General features: G+C 47.6%; 12 protein-coding genes. 3 read left to right on the top strand and 9 right to left on the bottom strand.

Annotation, left to right across the window (positions count from 1 at the left end):
* Positions 1–128: 128 nt before the first annotated feature.
* The 6 genes from AB6805_RS14570 to AB6805_RS14545 all read right to left on the bottom strand — a co-directional run bounded on the left by AB6805_RS14570 (position 129) and on the right by AB6805_RS14545 (position 8,042).
* Positions 129–1,982, bottom strand: a complete 1,854-nt coding sequence (locus AB6805_RS14570; RefSeq protein ID WP_370910157.1) for a carbamoyltransferase — start codon at positions 1,980–1,982, stop codon at positions 129–131.
* A 5-nt stretch (positions 1,983–1,987) separates the two neighbouring features.
* Entirely contained in the window at positions 1,988–2,137 is a 150-nt protein-coding gene (locus AB6805_RS14565) for a DUF5989 family protein (RefSeq protein ID WP_370910156.1), read from the bottom strand.
* Between the two features lie 21 nt (positions 2,138–2,158).
* Positions 2,159–2,548, bottom strand: coding sequence for an SxtJ family membrane protein (locus AB6805_RS14560; protein ID WP_370910155.1), 390 nt, complete (start codon positions 2,546–2,548; stop codon positions 2,159–2,161).
* Between the two features lie 2 nt (positions 2,549–2,550).
* On the bottom strand, positions 2,551–4,605 hold the full coding sequence (locus tag AB6805_RS14555; RefSeq protein ID WP_370910154.1) for a hypothetical protein: 2,055 nt from the start codon (positions 4,603–4,605) through the stop codon (positions 2,551–2,553).
* 425 nt (positions 4,606–5,030) lie between these two features.
* Entirely contained in the window at positions 5,031–7,580 is a 2,550-nt protein-coding gene (locus AB6805_RS14550; RefSeq protein ID WP_370910153.1) for a hypothetical protein, read from the bottom strand.
* Between the two features lie 165 nt (positions 7,581–7,745).
* The gene (locus tag AB6805_RS14545) at positions 7,746–8,042 is read right to left on the bottom strand and encodes a hypothetical protein (protein WP_370910152.1); all 297 of its coding nucleotides are present in this window, start codon (positions 8,040–8,042) and stop codon (positions 7,746–7,748) included.
* A gap of 203 nt (positions 8,043–8,245) precedes the next feature.
* On the opposite strand from AB6805_RS14545, the gene AB6805_RS14540 reads away from it, so the two are divergent.
* Positions 8,246–10,930: a PQQ-dependent sugar dehydrogenase gene (locus tag AB6805_RS14540; RefSeq protein ID WP_370910151.1), complete on the top strand. Its 2,685-nt coding sequence runs from the start codon at positions 8,246–8,248 to the stop codon at positions 10,928–10,930.
* A gap of 112 nt (positions 10,931–11,042) precedes the next feature.
* On the top strand, positions 11,043–12,860 hold the full coding sequence (locus AB6805_RS14535; RefSeq protein ID WP_370910150.1) for a WG repeat-containing protein: 1,818 nt from the start codon (positions 11,043–11,045) through the stop codon (positions 12,858–12,860).
* A 32-nt stretch (positions 12,861–12,892) separates the two neighbouring features.
* Here the strand turns inward: AB6805_RS14535 and AB6805_RS14530 are convergent, their stop codons facing one another.
* Positions 12,893–15,376 (bottom strand): hypothetical protein, encoded by a 2,484-nt coding sequence (locus AB6805_RS14530; protein WP_370910149.1) that lies wholly within the window; start codon positions 15,374–15,376, stop codon positions 12,893–12,895.
* Between the two features lie 162 nt (positions 15,377–15,538).
* Between AB6805_RS14530 and AB6805_RS14525 the strand changes: the two genes are divergently transcribed.
* The gene (locus tag AB6805_RS14525) at positions 15,539–17,974 is read left to right on the top strand and encodes a mechanosensitive ion channel family protein (protein WP_370910148.1); all 2,436 of its coding nucleotides are present in this window, start codon (positions 15,539–15,541) and stop codon (positions 17,972–17,974) included.
* Between the two features lie 100 nt (positions 17,975–18,074).
* Here AB6805_RS14525 and AB6805_RS14520 read toward each other — a convergent pair whose 3' ends face one another.
* The gene (locus tag AB6805_RS14520) at positions 18,075–19,562 is read right to left on the bottom strand and encodes an FG-GAP repeat domain-containing protein (RefSeq protein WP_370910147.1); all 1,488 of its coding nucleotides are present in this window, start codon (positions 19,560–19,562) and stop codon (positions 18,075–18,077) included.
* Entirely contained in the window at positions 19,552–21,045 is a 1,494-nt protein-coding gene (locus tag AB6805_RS14515) for a RagB/SusD family nutrient uptake outer membrane protein (RefSeq protein ID WP_370910146.1), read from the bottom strand. Before AB6805_RS14515 ends, AB6805_RS14520 begins: the two co-directional genes overlap by 11 nt.
* Positions 21,046–21,053: the final 8 nt, after the last annotated feature.

The following is a 21,053-nucleotide window of genomic DNA, read 5'->3' as shown; positions in this document are numbered from 1 at the left end:
GATATTTCGATTGATAAGAGAATAATGAATGCAAGTAAGCGCCGGCGGCCTAACAGCAGCGCTAATAATGAACTAACAGCCGTATTAATGCTGTATTTTTTTTAATTTTCTTTTTTAAGAAGAAGCTATTAATCCCTTTCAAAGGATTTGAACAACGCCGGCGGCAACGCTGGCTGCTGGCGGCGATCAAAAACATAATTCCCCATTACCAGGTAATCCATTTCCGTTCGCATAAAAGCCAGCCACGCATCTTCCGGCGTGTTTACTACCGGCTCTCCCCTTACATTAAAAGAGGTATTGATCAACACACTGCAGCCCGTTAGTTCTTTAAAACAATTAATAAGTTGCCATAGCTTTGGATGAAGCGTACGATGTACGGTTTGTATCCTGGCGGAATGATCGAGGTGTGTCACCGCAGGGATAGTGGAGCGTTGCTGATGCAGCCGCTCATAAACGGAGGCGGTGGCATCTGCTGGTGTATTTGTGCGCAGCGCATCTTTTAATGTGGTTGTAAATAACATATAGGGAGAAGCAGTGGCATCATTAAAATAGTGGTGCGCATCTTCTGCCAGTACTGCGGGTGCAAAGGGGCGGAAGCTCTCGCGGAATTTTATTTTCGTGTTGAGTTGCTGCTGCATAGCCGCCTGCCGTGGATCGGCGAGGATGCTCCGGTTGCCGAGTGCGCGCGGGCCAAACTCCATCCGGTCGTGGTACCAGCCCACTACTTTTCCATTGGCCAGGTGGGCGCTCACTTCCTGCGTGAGTGCGTCGAAGTCCGGCTGATGAACAGCCACCGCTGCATAGCGGGCCAGCAGCTTCCGGATATCTGCGTCGCCATAAGCGGGGCCAAGGAACGCGCCCTGCATGCCATCATCTCCCGGGAAAAAAACACGCGCCTGCTCCATACCAATATGATAAGCGGCGTATGCAGCGCCCAGTGCGCCGCCGGCATCACCGGCAGCAGGCTGTATCCAGATATCCTCAAAAATACCGGCGGCTTTTATTTTATGGTTGGCCACACAATTAAGCGCCACACCGCCTGCCATCACCAGGTGGTTGCTGCCCGTAATGGCTTTCGCTGTGCGTGCCAGCGCCACTACAATTTCTTCGGTGACCTGCTGAATAGCCAGCGCCAGGTTCATGTGCTCCTGCGTGATGCCGGATTCCGGCTCCCGGCGGGGAATGCCAAACAAGGCTTCCCATAGTGGCGTGGCCGTCATTTTCAGCCCCGTGGCAAATTCAAAATAATCCATGTTCAGCAGGATGGAGCCATCGTTTCGTATATCCACCAACGTTGACAGGATCTTTTCCCGGAAGGCAATGGTTTGCGGGGCATCTGGCTGGCCGTAGGGCGACAGCCCCATTAATTTATATTCGCCGCTGTTTACTTTAAAGCCGAGGAAATAAGTGAATGCGGCATATAATAAGCCCGGCGAATGCGGAAATCGCAGTTCCCTTAAAATTTTGATATCGTTACCGGCGCCGTAACAAATGGTAGTGGTAGCCCACTCCCCTACGCCATCCACCGTAAGAATGGCGGCCGACTCAAAAGGCGACGGGTAAAAAGCGCTGGCGGTATGGGATAAATGATGTTCGGGGAAATACAGTGGCACTTTTACCGTAGCTCCCAATGTGCGGAACTGGTGGCGGAGCATTTTCTTCATAAACACTTTCTCCTTCATCCACACCGGCATAGCGGCGATAAAGCTGCGCCAGCCACGTGGTACAAAAGCGTGATACGTTTCCAGCAACCGTTCAAATTTCAGCAGCGGTTTATCATAAAATGCCACCGCAGTTAGCTCATCAAAGGAGATACCCGCTTCAGACAATACATATTTAATGGCCTGCGCCGGGAAAGCAGCATCCTGCTTAATGCGCGTAAAACGTTCTTCCTGTGCGGCCGCAACAATGCGCCCGTCGATGATCAGCGCAGCTGCACTGTCGTGATAAAATGCCGATATACCCAGGATAATTTTCCTCAAAGCCGTTAAAATATGGCATAAATAAAAGGCGCCAGTGCGGAAGCGCTGGTCAATGCCACCAACGATGCCAGCAACAACAGCATGGTGATCAGCGGAAGCAGCCAGAATTTTTTACGGGTTCTTAAAAAATAGAACAGTTCATGCAGAAATTCCATGACGTGAAAATGATGATCGTTTTAAAATGTATGCAGTAAATCTTTTTTCGTATATACATGATTTCGTATAACCATCACCGATCCTTTCTCTTTCTTAAACCCGCGCAGTTGTAAAGTATCTTTGCCCCGCCACTTCCGCCATAAGCCCACAGGTACTACCACCAGTATAAAAACAAGGGTCAGGAGTATGCGAATGTTTACTTCTCCCAAAACTTTTCCTATCCCCAACCAGATCACCGCCAGCGGATAAAAAAGCCGGGGCGCCAGCAATGTGATGAACAACACTAACAATGCAACGGCTACCAGCCTGAAATCACGGAAATACAATGCCGCCGCCAGTAGCGCCGCCACAGCCACCTGGCCGGATTCTTTGCATTGCTGCAGCGAAATATTGGTGAACCGTTTCCACATGGCTATACTTTTTTGAGTTGACTTTGCATGGTGAGTGCATCCCGGTTGCCCGGCGAGACCTGCAATACTTTTTCTATATACAGCACGGCGCCCTCTTTATTGCCCATCCGGTAGTACAGTCCTGCAATCTGGTTAAGCAAGCCTATATTTGCCGGCTCCCTCGCCGCCTTGGTTTGCAGCTCCAGGACCTGCAACAGGCAATCTTTTACGGGCAGCAGGTTTAAGCGCCGTTCGTTATGATCGATGGCATAATTCAGGTAAGGCAATGCCCCGTTAGCGTTATCCTGCTTCAGGTAAAGCACAAAAAGCGTCCTGGCCACCTCAAAGGAAGGCGACATGACAAATACTTTTTTAAAGTAGAAGATGGCCTCCGCGGTATGATCCAGCTTACCATAGTAATTACCGGCTTCCTCATAGTAGTTCGCTTCGGTGGGATGCTCCTGTACCCACGCTGCCACAATGGTAGCGGCGTTTGCAAAATCGCCGTTTTGATTGTAGGCATTATAAAGCTGTTGCAGCGCTGCGGCCCAGGATGTTTTCCTGAAAGCAACTTCATAAGCAAGCTGCTCTTCCGCACTGGCAATCAGCATAGTATCGTCAACATGCGTTTTACTAAACGGCCAGCTTCTTTTAAGATTAGCGATCTTATAAGCGCCGGATAAGCTGTCGATAACGGTAATGGGCATGGTTTGCTGCAACCGGGCAAAGCTCATTTCCGTTTCCGGCGACGGCTTGAAAAGCCCCTGTGCTTTCATGGTATTATAAAATACATCCGACAGGAGCGCATAGCCTTTCAGGTTAGGATGAACATGTTCGAGGATCAGCTCATTACCGATAATACGACCAGCACTCGCAGCCTCAAAAGCCGCATTGGCATCTACCAGGTGCGCGTTTTTATATTTGCTGCATAGCTCCAGCATCACCTTATTCAGTTTGGACGGCGCCCGGAAACGAAGGGCATCGAGATCCCTGGCTTTGTCGAAATACGTTTTGGCAGCGGCATTATCGCCGTTGTGCAGGGTCAGCAAGCCCAGGTAATAGTTGCAGCCCGCATGCGCCTGGTAGCTGTTTTCCGCGGCCATGAAATATTGCAGGGCCGCCGCCGAATCCCCTTTGGCCATTGCCCCCTCACCCTGTAGGTATGCAGTGTTGAAGCCCGGGTACTTTGTGCTGTCGGGTGGTATGCTGACAAATGGGAACAGATCATTTTCAGCAGACACCAGGTTGCTGATGAACACCGGAACATTCGCCTGATCCAGCATGTGCAGCGTATTATCCATGTTAGCTGTGAACTGGGCAATGCCTCTTTCATACATCGCTGATCCGAAAGGGATCTGTTGTGCGGCCACCATCATTTCCATGCGGGTTTTGCCCGCGCCATCCGGGCTGGCCGGTGTCAGCCTGGAAATTTTGCGGAGCGCATTCGCCATGAGCTGGGTGATCCGGAGCTCCCGGAGCTTCAGCACCAGGTGGATCAGGAAAGGGCTGCCGGCAATTTTGTCGGTGCTGCCGGTGCCCAGGCAGCCATAATACTCATTGTGCCCGGTATAAATAAGCACCGCATCCGGCTGATACGGTAATAATTCTTTTGTAAAACCCTCTACTGTATAGGAATTAACGCCCGTTAGTGAAAGATTAATGATCTCCAGACGTTTCTCCGGGCAGGAATGCATGAGGCGGTATTGCAGCCAACGGTGAAAGGCGCCGTTATGAAAATAGGGATACCCGATGGTAGTGGATTCACCTAATACAAAAATGCGGAGCGTACCTGCGTCTTTTACTTTCTTAAATAATTCACTATTGCCTTTGGTAGCGATTTCCGTATTGGAAAAGTATTTCAGGGAAGCTGCGGGGTTGAGCTGGTAGTAATTGCTGTTTTGCGGAGAGGTAATAAAAAGCGCCAGGTTGTGGCCGTAATTAAATAACCGCAATCCTGCTTCCACTCCACCGATAATTAAAAAAGGAAAAAGAATGCTGATGATTTTAATCACCAGCATCCTTTTCTTTCGTAATAAAACGGCCTGAGTGCCATAGTCGTGGAACCTTGTCTTATTCATTTCGCTGCAATTTATACAGCAGGCCTTAACGGCAGCACTAATAATGCACTAATGCGAAAAAAAGTTAGCGGGATTAGAGCGGATTTTGTCTTTCTCACTGATTACGCTGATTATACTGATTTTTAGGATTTGATCACGTTGGGATTTTAAAGGATTTTGGGGAGATATAAGCGGAAATAATAGCGTAGACCGCCTTCGGCGATTTTAAATTGTCTTGGTGCAGGATTAGGTTGATTAACGGCGATTGCGCTGATTTGATGATGTTTTGATTTTAACGAAAATAATAATAACAATAATCAGGAAAACAGAAGCCAATATATCCGCTTATATCTCCCAAAATCCTTTAAAATCCCAACATGATCAAATCCTAAAAATCAGTATAATCAGCGTAATCAGTGAGAAAGACAAAATCCGCACCAATCCCGCTACCCTGAGTAGTCTGTGAACGACTGCGGGAACTCCTCCCCATACATGTGGAGATATTCCTTCGCGAACTTGTTGAAGGCCGTTTTGGCGAGGGAATGGCGCCCCAGCGATACGAGGCTGCTGCATTTCATGCGGAGGGCTTCTTCATTCACGGGGTCGAAGAGGAAGATGCGGTCCGCGATTTCAATGAGGAGTTCCGGATCAGATTTGAACTGGTTGGCGGCCTCTGTGAGGATGTCGAGGGTTATGCCGGAGATTTCGGACTGGATATCTTCCAGCCAGGTGTAGTTGGTGTCGGGCAGGAAAGAGCCACGATGGAGGATCTTCAACAGATCACGTACAGGTTGTTCCTGCAGTGGACGGGGCGAGTGCAGCAGTTGCTGGAACCCGGCCAGGTCCATGTCGATATCGGCGGTGGAGTATTGAAGGCTCCAGCGGTCAGCTTCTTTTACGAAGGCACAGGCGCCCAGCTTGTCGAGGATGGCTTTGAGCTTTACCATATTCACGGAGCGGTTGTTCTGTGCTTCCTTGCTGGACTTATCGCGCCAGAGGGTAGCATAGAGCCGGTCGGATGAAATGCCTTTTCCTGAACGGATGGTATTGATGGCTATCAGCAGGAATAATTCTTTGAGCAGTGGCGTGAAGAATTTGGTGACGTCCTGCCCTTCTTTGTCGAGTACTTCAAACGGGCCAAAGAAGTAGATGTTTCCTTTTTTTTCAGCGATGATTTCTTCCGGTGCGGTTTCGTCGGTAACCGTTTCGGGTATGACCACGGGCAGCGGAGGAAGCGGTGTTGCGGTTGCTGATGCCGGTGGCGCAACAGCTGAAGGCGGCGTAATCTTTCTGCGGCGGCGCAGGAATAAGAACAGGCCGGCGGCGACTACAGGAATAAGCAGCAGCGGGTACCAGGCGGAAAATTCCGGGAGACCGGATTTATCTGCCACTACCGCGTCGGGTGGGAATTCCAGTGTATACACCTTTACTTCCGTGATATTGTCTTTGGAAGTATAGAGCGTTACGGCGACCAGTTTCTTGCTGTCGCGGCAGTAATAGAGATCTGCGAACGATTTGATATCGTGAAAAGAGTAAGGGATGGTATTGGCCAGTGGCTTTAACCGTGGCGCTTTCAGCGAACCTTCCACGAGCTGCAGACTGGTATTAAATTTATCGTCGGGGAAGATGAGAGCGTAATAATTCTGGGTGTTGGGATCGATGACCAGGCTGTTGGCAAAGCAGAACTGCACGGGTGGTTCTTCCAGCTGGAACACTTTGTGAAAGGAGTGATCTTTCACGTGGAAGGCCATAAGATCGTAATAATGGCGGGGGTTCACTACCTGGTTGCCGCTGTTGCTGCCGTAGCCGCCAAGGATATAAGCGGTATCTCCATTGCTGGTAGCGCCGGTGGCGGCAAGGTACCGGGGAATGAGCCTTTCTCCGGTGGTGGGTACGGAGTCCCATTTCTTATTGGCAAAATGATATCGCTGTACGGTATTTTTATATTGCATTTGTCCGTATCCGCAAAGGATATAAAGGGAAGTATCCTGTTGGGAGACAAATTTATTGGCCTGCCAGTAAACGGTGAGCAGGTCTGGTGTGTAGCTGATATCCCATTTCCGGTTGAGGGAATCATAGGAGCCTGCTTTTTTCTGATCTATATAAAAGTTAAAGAGCTTATGGAGAAATGGGTTGAATACCGACTGGTTCCCCGGCATGAGGCTATCGAGACGTTGCGCCAGGCGGATGCCCTGTTGCTGCTCATTTTTAAACGAGATATGATATAGTGAATCGGAAGATACAATATAGAGCACTTCTTTCTCCCGGTCAAAAGCCACACTGGGGGTACCATTAATTTCCCAGCTCTGAAGCAGGCTCCAGTTGCGGTGTTTGGGGCCTATCCAGTTGGCATTGCGGATCACCGCAGTTTTACCTTCCTGCAGGTCGGTGGCATTGCTGCCATCGTTTTCGGAAAGCGGCCAGTTGTACCTGGTTTGGGCGCCTTCTTTCACCACTATATTACGGAGGTTCATGGGTGGAATATCCACTGTTTGAAAGCCTTCGTAGGTATTGGCGCCGAAGAACACGCGGGTACATGCCGGGTTGCCTAGCTTTGCAGGACCTTTGGCGATAAATTTATCATTGACCGAAATAGCGGCTTCATTACGCTCCAGGTCCAGGTGAATAGTGATATGCGTCCACCCGCCAAAGAGAGCGGCTGAATCAATGGCAAATGCGCGTGAAAAGCTTTCCCCGATGAGGAAGTTAAAGGTTCTTTCTTTCTGGTTATATACCAGGTCTATGTTTTGGTTGTTGGCGGCGATGATCCTTAATACGTATCCGAAATAAGTTTCTTTATAGGGAAGGAAGTTCAGATCGAATGATATTTCCCCGTTCTTTTTGAAACACAGCGGACCGGAAGAAGTTAAGTTCAGCGTTGTTCTCCTTTCCTGCACCACTTCATGACTGGAAAAGCGTAATCCGTAGGACTGCGCATAACCAGCATTTGTAATCAGATAAACAGATAAAAATAGTAAAAGGATAAATTTCCGCATACTCCGCTAAAAAACTAAAATAACTGATTGTCTAATATTTGTTGATCTAACGCCATGCGGAATATACAAATAATAAACAAATTAGTGCTTTTTTATAGCCTAATAATCAATGACAAATGTAAAATGTACACGCTAAATTGGCAATCGGTAACCGTCAGTTGCCGGTTATTTTAAGTACTGGATAACTAATTGTTCCCATTCTTCTTCCTGTGTACCGGAAGGCCTGGTGGTGCCTGCCCGGCGGTACCAATAGTCAGCATTTGCCTGATCTCCTTCTACCCTGTGCAGGTAAGCATGTACCCTTGCAGCATCCGGTCCCGGCAGATCGTCTACCAGGTCGTGCGCCTTTTTCCAGTTACCTTTCCTTTCGTACCAAAGGGATTCAAGGTATATGTCGACATATTTCGGTGGGTGTGTCTCCTGTAAAGATTGCTTAAATTCGTTCAGATCCATCTTTTCCATTTACCAGCTTGAATAATGTGGGTCTCAAATATACGGAAGCACAGCGCAAAATGACAACTTCCTCTTCCAATCTGATATTAAATTAGCCAATATTCCCTGATCCTCAAAATGATGTGATTATTTCCTTTCATCCATTTTTAAGGAAATAAAAAATAATATTCTATTATTTTGTGTCCCGCAAATCAAATCCATAATCACATCACATGAGTGAACTGTTCAGGCTATGCACGCAGAGAATTCCGGCCCTGTTTATTGTCGGATTGACATTAATTATGCAGGGATGCGGCGACCATCCTGCCAAAAGCAAGGCTACCAAAGCCCCGGAAGACAATCGTTTTACCAAAACCATTCTTTCCAACGACCTCAACGAGCCGATGGAACTGGCAGTGGCAGGTAATGGCAGCGTGTATTTTATTGAACGCAGCGGTAAATTGTATCACTACGACCCGGCCACACAGGCCACCAAAGTCGTATATACATTCCCGGTACTTCCCGATACGAAGGAAGGATTTGGTAACGGGTTGCTGGGTGTTACCCTTGATCCGGACTTCGACAAAAATCATTACATCTATTTTTACTATACGCCCAATAAGCTCCCGGCAGCGCAACAGGTATCCCGTTTTACGCTGGAAGGCAAAGACTCCCTGGTGGTAGCTTCCGAAAAGGTATTGCTCACCATCCCGCTGGAACTGGAAGTGAGCGCGCACACGGGCGGTTCGCTCGACTGGGACCGCAACGGCAACCTCTTTATTTCCACCGGCGATAACACGGTGCCTTTCGCTTCCAACGGTTATGCGCCGATAGACACTATTCCCGGCCGCATTACTTTTGATGCCGAACGCTCCGCCGGTAACACCAACGACCTCCGCGGAAAAGTGCTGCGTATCCATCCCGAACCAGACGGCAGCTACACCGTTCCTGCCGGTAACCTCTTTCCTAAAGGCACCGCCGGCACACGCCCTGAGATATACGCGATGGGCTGCCGCAACCCTTACCGCATGTCCGTTGACACTGCCACCGGCATTGTTTACTGGGGTGAAGTAGGTCCGGATGCAGGCCAGGACGGCGACCAGGGCCCGCGCGGATACGACGAAATCAACCAGGCAAAAAAACCAGGCAACTTCGGATGGCCATTTGTAGTAGGCGATAATAAAGTATACCCGCAATATGATTTTGCTACCAAAACCATCGGCGCACCTTTCAAAGCAGAAGCGCCGGTAAACAATTCACCTAATAACTCCGGACTGAAAGTATTGCCACCCGCACAAAAGGCCATGATCTGGTATCCATACGACTCCTCTGCCACATTCCCGCAACTGGGCAACGGCGGCCGATGCGCAATGGCCGGACCGGTATTCCATTATAATGAAGCAACTGCCTCCCCTACCGGTTTGCCTGCATGGTATGATAATGCCTTATTTATTTACGACTGGATGCGTAACTGGGTATATGCCGTGCGACTGGACAGCCAGCAGAACTTTAAATCGATGGAGCCTTTCATGAAAACCAACGGCGATTTCAGACGCCCGATAGACATGGCCATCGGTAAAGGCGGCGACCTGTACATACTCGAGTACGGCTCTGTATATGGTATCGACAACGACGATGCGCGACTGGTACGCATTTCCTATAACGGCGGCAACCGCGCACCGGTAGCGGCTATTACCACTGCTGATACCGCCGGCACTGCCCCTATGAAAGTAAACTTCAGCAGCAAAAAGAGCTATGATTTTGATGAAGGACAAGCACTCAAATACGAATGGCACTTTGGCGATGAAACCGCTGCGGTAACAGACTCTGCTCCCGTGCATACTTATGAAAAGAATGGCGTATATCATGCCATCCTGAAAATAACGGATCCGGAAGGCGCCAGCAGCACCGATACCCTAACCATCCGCGTAGGTAACACCGTACCGGAAGTAAAGGTCAGCACCACCGATAACACCACCTTCTATTTTGAAAACAGCCCGCTGCATTATGCCGTTACAGTGACGGATAAGGAAGATCCGGCCATCAATAACGAGCAACTGATGATTGGTCTGCATTACATTCCGCGTAGCAAAGCGAAAGCAGAGAAAGGACATCAGCTCATTACCACGGTACCGGCGCATCCCGGCAAGTTGCTGATGGAAAGCAGTGATTGCAAGGCATGTCACCAGGTAGATAAAGCCTCCGTTGGCCCGGCCTTTACACAGGTAGCCAAACGCTATGAGAAAGATCCTAAAGCACCAGCCTATCTTGCTGCCAAGATCATCAAAGGCGGTGGCGGCGTTTGGGGAGAACACTCTATGGCGGCACATCCGCAGCTGTCTGTTGATGAAGCCGGACAAATTGTAAAATACATCCTTACGCTGTCCGCGCCACAGGCGGCAGGCAGCTTGCCCGCCTCCGGCACCGTAGCGCTGAAGGATCACCTGGGTAAGGAAAAGTATGGCACCTATGTACTGGCAGCCACCTATACAGATGGCGGCGGCAACGCCTCCCCGCTCAGCGGCAGCGGACTGCTGCTCCTTCGCTCCCTCCGCGTACAGGGAGAGGATGCGGACTCCGTTAACAACATAGACCGCTCATCTGATCACCTGGGGGCTATTCATAACAAATCGTTCTTTGTATTCAGGGATATTGATCTGAAAGGTATTCATAAAGTCATCTACCGTTATTCATCCCTCGACAAGGATGCCGTGTTGGAAATTCATACCGGCAGCGTGAACGGACCAGTGATCAGCAGGCTGGCATACAAAGCCACCGGCAACTGGGATAAATTTATAGAAGTAACCGCACCAGTGGAAGCGCCTGCCGGTAAAAATGATCTCTACTTCGTGTTCAGCAAAGATCAGCAACCGGACCAGCATTTGTTTACACTGGACTGGCTCGAATTTAAACCATAATAAAAATATAGCCTTGCACGTTATGGTGCTTTTCTGCGCCCTGTATACAAATGTATACAGGGCGCATTTTTTTATCTGCATTTGATTTATCTTCCGTCTGAAATTATTCATTATGTCTCACAGAGCTTACCTCTATAATATTTCTTCCCCTGCTGTTGTTCAGGATACCGATGTAATGGTAATGGAATGGGGATACGAAGTGCCACTGCTGCTGCAGCCCCTGCTGATTGACGAAGGTTTTGTGGCGGGTAACATTTATAACACGCATACCGATCCGGAAAATTTTGGTCTTTATTATAATGCAGAAAAGGGAATCCAAAACATTAAACGGTTTTATAATTTCATCGAAAATCACCAGTCAGCACTGATAGATGATATAGAAAACTTTACGGTCGCCAAAGAAAAAATGTTCCGGTACCTGGATAATTTAAGTCAGCCTTACATCCATGTGGATGCCTGGGACGTTTTTAACATGAGCGATGAAAGTCATCAGCAGCAAGCCAATGACCTGTTGACGGTGATCGCCTATAACAACAATGTCATCACCCGCGCAATAGACGCCGATGATATTTCGCTTTTAACCCCTGCTGCATTTGCAGGCGGGGTGATGCTGGGGTTCTCCGATTTCAGGTCCTTGCTGAATTACCCTGGTTATGATTATGGATTCAGGTATATCTATGAACAGGCAGATACCGGGGATACAGCTATTTTTGAAGAAAACGGACTTTGGGGATTAAAAGATAAGAAGGGGGAGATATTGGCGGAAGCGATTTACGACGAGTTCTATGGTTTCGATGAAGAAGAAGAGCTCGCCGTGGTGGCAAAAGACGGGAAGTACGGCTATATCCATAAATCCGGGAAAATGGTTGTACAGCCGGTTTATAACGACGCCTATGGATTTGACGGCGGATATGCAGTAGTGAACCTGGACGGCAAATATGGCCTGATACAGTCGAACGGCAACATCAAGCTCCCGCCGCGTTATGATGACCTCTCCTCCTTAACGCCTTTGGGAAGTTACTGGTCGGCCGGATTGGATGGAAAATACGGGGTAATAAATGCTGATGACAAAGTAATGCTGCCTTTTGATTATAACCATGAAATTAAAGTTTCCGACGATGAAACGTTTTACACCATCGAAGAGGAAGGCGCCGGCAGCCATTTAATATTCTCCGGTCAGTTTGTTTTCCTGGGCAAATTCGATCCTGCCTTTGTTAAAGGGAGGTCTATCTATCATGCTGAAAATTTTAATGGAGAGGTTGTTATATTCGAGGTTTTAAAACATCCATATCAGGCGCATAATGTTTTACTATCTTCCAGTGGAGAAATTTTACTGGCTGATTATACCGGCATCATTGAAAGCTGGGGACACGCATATTTAGTGAGTAAGAATGATAAACAGGGATTGTTTAAATACCCGCTGGGACTGGTGCTGGATTTCGATTTTGATGTAATAGAAGATCTGCGTCCAATTACCGATGAGCCGATAACGGCTATTATTAAGGAGTTACCCGAACGTCTTGAACATCTGTCTTTCAACTTTTGTAAGGTTACTGCCAATAATCAAGACGGCTTATTCTTCATCTGCGGTGATTTTAGCAAATGGTTATTGGCAGCTGAATACGCCGCAATAGAATACCTCAAATCGCAATACATCGCCGTGCATAACGGCGCCAACTGGGCGGTGTACAATATTGACGGAAGCCAGCATACGGGTTTTGAATTTGAAGAACTTATCAGCCTGATTTCTTACACCGGGATCGCCTATGGTATAAAAGGAGCGCATGTTTCTACCATTATAAAAGAGGGAATCGTACCTGCTGATAAAATGCATTTGCAGGATTATGTGGAGGCAAACGAGGAGTATGGTTATTATTATTTTACGGAGGATGTTCAGAAAAAGTTCCAGGCGTATATTGATGAAGAATGAAAGGGTCCATATCCGATGATAAAAGTTCTGTGTCAGGTCGATCTTATATTCATCGATTCCCACATCCTGATCCAATCCAATAAGTGAAGCTCCACCCCTTTTACTGACTTACATTTTTCCAGGATCCGGTACACATTCTCCCAACTTTGCGCATTGGGTCCACGGAGGAACTCCTGGATGCTCTCTGTTAACATTCCCATCGGGTGTTGCAGTGCCGGATCAACATGCGCCACGCTGGCTACCAACGCCAGCAGCTCGTCGGCCGTCTCCCGGTCGGCAACGGTCAGTGCTGGTGCGCTAAGAGGCGGGGATTGCGGCTGGAAACGAGGTATATCCCGCTGCGGAGATGTTGTTACATTGGTATTAGGAACAAATGGTCCTGGGATGATTTTAGGCTTCTTGTCCTTTTCGTCGCCGGTCTCCTCTGTTTTCAGGTCTGTTTCAGATTTACGTTTCTGTATTGACCGTTGCACATGATCAAGTGCCATATCGAGTTTTTTATAGACCGAAGCCAGTAGCTCCTCCCGTTTTCTTGTAATTAATGTTCCTTTCAGGTCCCGCCAGTATTTTTTATAGCCTTCGATGATAGCTCCTGCCTCTCTATTAAACTTCTCTTTTTTCCAATCTTCCTTCAAAACAGGCAGGTAGCGCGAATTGATCGTGGCATTTAACTCATTCAAAAGCCCCTGCATAAAATCACTCGTTGTTTGTTCCTTCAGCAACTCCTCTTTGTCCCTTGCGATCTGTGTTTTCAGTGGAGCCATCAGGATATCCATTGTTTTTTCACCAAGTTGGGGGTCTTTCTCCCATTCTTCCTGGGTTTTAATCAGTATTTCTCCTTGTTTATCCTCAAAACGTTTCCCAAATTCGGGGTTAAGTTCCAGGGTATACTTCTCCACTTCCCTTTTGAACGCTGGTCCCAGCTCCCGTAACCAGCGCTCTTTCTTAAGTTCTGCCATGGTTTTGACTTTATACTCCGGCTTGGGTGTCTTTTTCTTTTCCAGTGCCAGTTTCTCATCTTCCTTTGCTTTCCTTACTTCTTCTATCTTCACCGCATATGCTGCTTCATTAGCCGCCTGCTCTGTTTTTTTGGCGATAAGAAACGATTGGCCTTCTGGTGTTGTCGTGGAATGTATATTATTATCATGAATAAATGCTATCGGCTTCTGAGCTATCGGTATCAGTTCATAACCGGCCGGCATCTTAAATGCTGTGGTGATCTCCAGGTCGTACTCCTTAGAAAACAGTGTACTTTTATCCAGCCCAAACGGTTCAAAAAGATAGTCGAATCTGGATCCGTTAACAAAATATTTCCCTGAAAGATGATAATCCGGTGGCACTTCTTTTAATGTTCCGGCAGCAGAAAAATAATACCCTGGTATAAATGTTTCCGGTACCAGCGCCATTGTTCCGCTCTTGGTTTCTTTGCTGGTTGGTATGGTATGTACCAGCGTGTCACTGAATACCGGGCTTTTAGCGGCCAGTTTCCAGTGACTTATTTCACTGCCATCTTTTGTGGGATCCCGCTCCAGCTGTTGAACAAGAAATCTGAACTTAGCGGGAAGTTTGTTCTCCTCCAGGAAAGTGCCTTTAAAAAATCCTTTGTATGCACCCCATTCGAGTGTTTCCACTTCAAACCTCACTACTTTATTGTTGGCATTCACGGCTTCTTTGGTTTTCGCCTCCACCGTTGTTTTCATCAAACTATTAAACGGGGTGGATATAGGAACCAGGTTATCATTGGTACCTGGTCCATGCAGGTGATCATTCAGCATATGACCACGTATGTACGTGATCTTCCTGTTGAGCGCTGTGAATAGTTTTGATTCACCCGTAGGAGCACTTCCCGTCACACCGTCATCCCTGGGCAACAGGCTCAATGGGTGCATCACCACTTCCTTACAAAAAGTATCCCCGTCGACCGTTGTATGAACGGATGATTTTTCTTTATGAGATGGTGGCCGTACCTTTTTCATCACATCAGCCGACTTCGCATTTAACTGCTTTAGCAATCCGGCGATCTCTCTTAATTGTCCTACGGCGATAATGCGCTCCGCCTTTGTGGCCGCCACGTGCTGAGATTTTTTTGGTAAACCGGTCTTCTTACTGACTCTGTCAGTCGCCTTGGTAGTGCCATAGGTATTCACATGCACCTTCTTGGCCAACGCCTCAATATCGTTCAGCAGTTTAGCGATATCCGGTGTCATATGCCTGGCGTGTTTGCTGCGCTTCCGCCTTAGAAAAAGTTCCAGTGTTTCTTTGTCTGAATGCAGCCACAACTGCCCATCTGCGGTGTCCATGATCAGCGTATGCAGTTCATCTTCGCCATCGCCGTCCATATCGATCAGCAATGGTTCCGTCAGTTCTCCATTAAGCGGTACTTCTGTAGTGGGGATTTCCTCCTGTGGCGCCGCCTCCCGGTTTACCACCGCGGGCATCGCAATGCCGTTGGTTGCCGCCTGGTTGGCGGCTGCATGCGAACTGGTTAACGTATCCGGTGATGACGCGGCCTTCATGGAAATGGTTATTTGTAAGGAAGTTACAAAATTTTCGTTTTATTTTGAACTTGCTTTGCATTTTGTTATTTATGAAAACAGATCCCGGAAAATAATCTTATATTAATATTATTATCTACTGTTTTCGTGATGCTTTTCAGGCCGTATTAACTTTAATAGCTGATGAAATATTTCTTCCTGTCATTACTTCTGTTATTACCCTTTGTATCGGCTGCACAAGCTGATACAACAACCTTCACCAAGCAGAACGTGATTCAGACTTTAAAAAAACTGAGCGTAACAGAATCTGAAAAAAGCATCAAAAAGTATGAGCAGGAAAAGATGATTAACCGGCAACGGGCCACGCTGGAATACATGCAAAGTATCAACCGCCAGGCGAAAATATTTCTGAAAAGAGGCATTGACACCACAACCTTTAATAAATTCATTGCCGGCGTTAAACAATCACTGGAAATCGTAAAAGATGGTATTCTCTTTAACAAGGGAACTAATCAAACACAACGCAACCTGGATGTATCAGCCTCCATACTTGATGAATTAAGTGCCCGTGTTACGGATAAAAAGAAATTACTGCAAAACTATTCCGGCAAAATAGCCTCCCTGAACTTCCAGATTGATTCGCTTTCCACCGATCCGTCACTTTACGCGCTTCCGGATGATTCCGCCGATGTAATAAAGCATATCAAACGCATGTATGTTACGGCAAAGGAAATAGTTCCTCTCGACAGTGCCCTGGATAAAATTGCCGCTATCATTGAAGAACAGCAGCTGAAAACAGACCTGCTTTTGTTTGATATCAACTCCACCAGGGAAGATATCGAGATCTATAGCACTCACCTCGCCAGTCAATCTTTTCAGCAGGAGTTCCCGTTTATTTGGCAGGACCCGATATTTTCCAGACCTACCTCGGAAATTATTAAGTTCTCCCTCGCCAAAGAAATCATAACGCTGCGGTTTTATGCCGAAGATCATCTGATCAGGATCTGCTTCATGTTTATGATGCTGGTTGGTTCGTGGTATTTTCTCCGTTCCCTGAAAACACAATTACAGGAGTCATCACGCGCTGATGCCGATACCCTGATAATCGCTCACCCACTGGCTGCTGCCATTCTTATTACCTTCTCCCTTTTCCAGTTTCTCTTTAGATCACCGCCCTTTATCTTCAACTTTGCGCTTTGGCTGGCGGCGGCTATCAGTTTGAGGATTGTTTTCAGGAGCTACATCAGCGTTTACTGGCAACGGTTCTGGGCAATCACCACCCTTCTTTTTGTGTTAGCAGGCATTGATAACATGATTTTACAGGCATCCCGGCCAGAGCGATACTTCATGCTGGCAGTATCTGTAGGAGGAAGTATCTTTATGACTACATTACTGGTGAATAAAAAGAAAAGTGAGCTTAAAGAGCCGAAGATCCTGTACTTCGTTGTCATATTCCTCCTGTTTGAAATCAGCTCCTCCTTACTGAACCTGCTGGGCCGCTTCAATGTTGCAAAGGCTTTAATGATCAGCGGATATGTGAGTTTGATCATGGGTATTGTTTTCCTGTGGGTGATCCGGCTTATCAACGAGGGCCTGGTACTGGCGTCCAGCGTGTATAAACAGCCCAGCCGTCAATTATTCTACCTGAATTTTAACAGGGTAGGAAAACAGGCGCCGGCCATCTTCTATATTATACTTGCTGTGGGATGGATTTTGATAGTCGCCAGGCATTTTTACCATCTCAGGGGATATGCTGTTTCGGTCAATAATTTTGTAACGATGGAACGGGCCATAGGTGATTACCAGTACTCCATCGCCGGCATTGCTATTTTCATTTTTGTACTGTTATGCGCCTTTTTTCTGTCAAGACTTGTCTCTTACTTTGCAGCTGAACATGACGTTCCCAACCAGGCAGGCGATTCCCGGAAAAAGTTTTCACCCGGAAGCTGGCTGTTGGTTATCCGGATCTTTATCATCACAGCCGGACTCGTATTGGCCTTTGCGGCCGCGGGTATCCCGATCGATAAATTTGTGATCGTTCTCGGCGCACTCGGCGTAGGCGTGGGATTAGGACTGCAAGGTTTAGTAAATAACCTGGTAAGCGGTTTGATCATCTCTTTTGAAAAACCGGTAACAGTAGGCGATATCATTGAGTTCGACGGAAAAATTGCCACGATAAAATCAATCGGCTTCAGAAGCAGCGTTGCCAAAAGTATCGACGGCGCCAATTTAATTATACCCAACGGCGACCTGCTGAGTCAGCATCTCACCAACTGGACCATGGGCAACAATTTCAGGCGATGCCATTTAGTAGTGGGCGTTGCCTATGCCACAGATATCAACGCCGTGAAACCTCTATTACTCGACATCCTGAAAGGAGATGAAAGGATTCTCTCCTACCCCTTGCAGGGCGTGTACTTTAAAGATTTTGCATCCAGTGCTATAGAAATAGAGATGATCTACTGGATCAGGGATATTAAAGAATATATACTTGTAAGAAGCGATCTTATCGCAAAGATATTTGAGGTCTTCAAAGAAGAAAGTATTACGATTCCTTTCCCCCAACAGGATATACATATCAGGAAGGATAAGGACGTGTCAAAGAATGACATCACCTGATTGCGGAAAAAGATGTACCTTTTAAAATTGCCTCTGTACTTGGAGGCCTATGCTGCTACCTGTTTTTTCGCATCGTGAATAAGGCATTGAATAAACATATCTAATACCGGTTCTCCCAGATAATAAATTCAGGACCATTCATCCAGTAATTCATCAGAGACTTATCATTCCCCGGCTTTGCGGCCATATTTCCGGCGAGGATATCCGGCTTGCCATCACCATTAAAATCTTTAACATCCATACATACCCACCGGCCCATGCCAGCCACCTGTTTATCGGTATGTAATTCAAACTGTCCATCCTTTTTTTGCAGCAGGCAGGTCAGCGCCAGGTCGGGATGCTGCGCATAATCAGCGAAGAAGCTGATAGCAACGAGGTCGGGGCGACCGTCGTGGTCCAGATCCGCCGGCACTGCCTTATAGCAGCCATACAGCGGCTGGAAGAATACCTGGCGCCAGGCATTGCCCATGTTCCTGAAAATATAGACGCCATGATAGGGCTTCAGTACGGGCGACTGATCCGCATTATCCCCACAGGTAAAGATGATATCCCGCTTGCCATCGCCATCCATATCCGCCAGCTGGAAATAGGTAGCGCCATAGGAAGGCGGAAATCGCAGTACCTCTTTTATTTCAAAGTGATCATTTCCTTTGTTGAGCAACTGGAAGATGCCCTCATTTCCCTGCGCAAACATGACCCAGATATCTTTTTTACCATCTCCATCAATATCCTCTATATACATTTTTTCAGCACCGGGAAAATTAACGATCACCTTCTTGCCGGCTTTTGTAAATAGGGATAATCCCCCTTCCATAAAGCCAAACTCGCATACCACCAGCTCATCATCCAGCAGGAGCGATTGTACCGGCCGGTAAAGCTGGTCGCATAAAATTTTCCGCTGTATAATTTTATTGCGCCTGATAGTAATTTCCTCCACCGCCCCATTCCTCGCTACTCCACCGGGATTAAGACTTCCTATGTGCGTGAGCAGGTAACGGCCTTCGCCCACAGGCGCTACATCCACTACTGTGCTGTTATCAAGACTGTCTACCTGGTGCAATGCCGGGTCGAAAATACGGAGGATACGCTTATTCATATCTGATTGAAACAGCAGCTTTACTTTTTCATCATAATAAATGCAGGAAGTAAAAGACGCAGATTTCTTTGGCGGTAATTTCAGCAGGAAGTTATTGCCGGGCATATGAACAGGAAATACCGGCTGCGCAATTTCTGCCGGCGCCGATGCGGCGTACCAGGCCACAATCTCTTTCCAGTCGTCCAGCGGAATAAATGTTCTCATAGGCGCTATGGCCGGATCACGCAGGTGCTGCAATGCCGGTGGCAGCATTTTATATTCGCCGCTGCGGTCCTTATAAATATTCGCAAAGGCGCCCATCGCCGGCAACACGCCATCCGTCCAGATATGCGCCGGCAGCAGTGCCGGTTCAGGAAACGAATGACAGGAAGCGCAATATTTTTTTGCGATATCGCGCCGGTGATCCGGCTGCTTCCCTGCACAGCCACAGAGCAATAATAAAACAACGGACCAGGCCCAGGCCAGATCCGTTGCTTTAATTTTAGTATCCATTATTTTGCTTGATAACACCTTTAGATTCGTCGATTACCTTCCGGGGCAACGGGTATAATACAAATTCCGGTTTGGCAAATATGGAGCCTTCATCTTTTGCATGCTGTACAAAGGTTCCCCACCGGATCATATCTTCCCGGCGGCTTCCTTCACACCACAGTTCAAAAAATCGTTCATCCATGATTTTCTTCCTGAAGCTATCCTTTGTAAATTGTCCGGGTAGATAGGTGGCCACACCTGCGCGGGTTCTCACGGCGTTCACCAGGTCACAGGCTTCCTGCACAGGGCCCTGGGTTTCGTTAATGGCTTCAGCCAGCATCAGCAACACATCCGCATATCTCCACACAATAATATCCGTTCCCTGCGCTTCACTGATAGCGCCGGGATCAGGACCATACTTCATGGGAATGGCGCCAATATAATTATTTGCACGGGCGTCGAATGTGGCGCCGCCGGAAGTAGGCCATTTGGCCAGCAAAACGCTCAGGCGTTTATCCTGCTGATCAAATTTGTCGTAGGCCTTCCAGGGCATCTTATAACCGCCCCATTGCGTAATGGTAAGTCCTTCGGGATCTACGTAGTTACCCGGCATACACATAGCCAGCCAGAGGTTATTATTGACCGATGCGTCGAACCTGCACGGGACAGCCAAGATTACTTCCTGGATATTTCCTTTGTTGGCGAAGGTGAAAATATCCTTATAGTTATTCTGCAGGCCATGACCATATGTTTGCAGCTGTTTACCGGTACTGATAACCGATGCCCAGTTCTTTTCATGCAGGTATAATTTCATCAGGCCCATGAGACAGATATCCTTTGTAAACCTGCCATAATCGGAGGCTGCCAGTTCGCTGGCCTTGGGTAATCCCTCAAATCCTTCCTTGTAATCTTTTTCTATCTGTGCTACCATCCATGCGGCATCGGGCCGGGGAATAGGCTGTGCTGAAGGATTTGCCGCTTCCTTCGCATCCAGGCGGATAGGCACAGGGCCATAGCAATTATAGAGAATCCAGGAGTAATGGGCGCGCAATGCCTTGAGCTCTGCGATATACCTGCTTTTCAGGGTTTCATCCATCTGCACGCCTTGTATTTTGTCGATGTCGATGGCTATTTCAGAAATCACCGGCATCAGCCCGTTGTAATGATTTAACAGCTGGGAAAAATCTTCCGAAAAATTCAGCTGGTTAAATTTACGCCAGCCGTCCCAGCCCCAGGAACACACCAGTTCATCTGTGGTGAAGCTGCTCTGGGCATTCCAGCCTTCATTGGCGGCGCCCCAGCCTCCCCCGTAAAATCCTGCATTGAGCATACCGGCATACATCCCGGTAACCGCCGCTTTTACATCTTCGGCATTCAGAAAAAAGGTGGAGGAAGAATAACGGTCGTATGTTTTTTCTTCCAGCCCCTTTTCACAGGAAAAGCTGGCGAGGGAGAAAAGAAAAATTATCAGTAAAGCGTATCTGTAGTTATTTGGACGTTTCATTGCTGTTC

Origin of the sequence: Chitinophaga sp. RCC_12 (assembly GCF_041360695.1) — a bacterium.
In the GTDB taxonomy this organism is placed as follows: domain Bacteria; phylum Bacteroidota; class Bacteroidia; order Chitinophagales; family Chitinophagaceae; genus Chitinophaga.
Note: the sequence above shows the minus strand (reverse complement) of the source record. Positions and strands in the feature narration are given on the sequence as shown.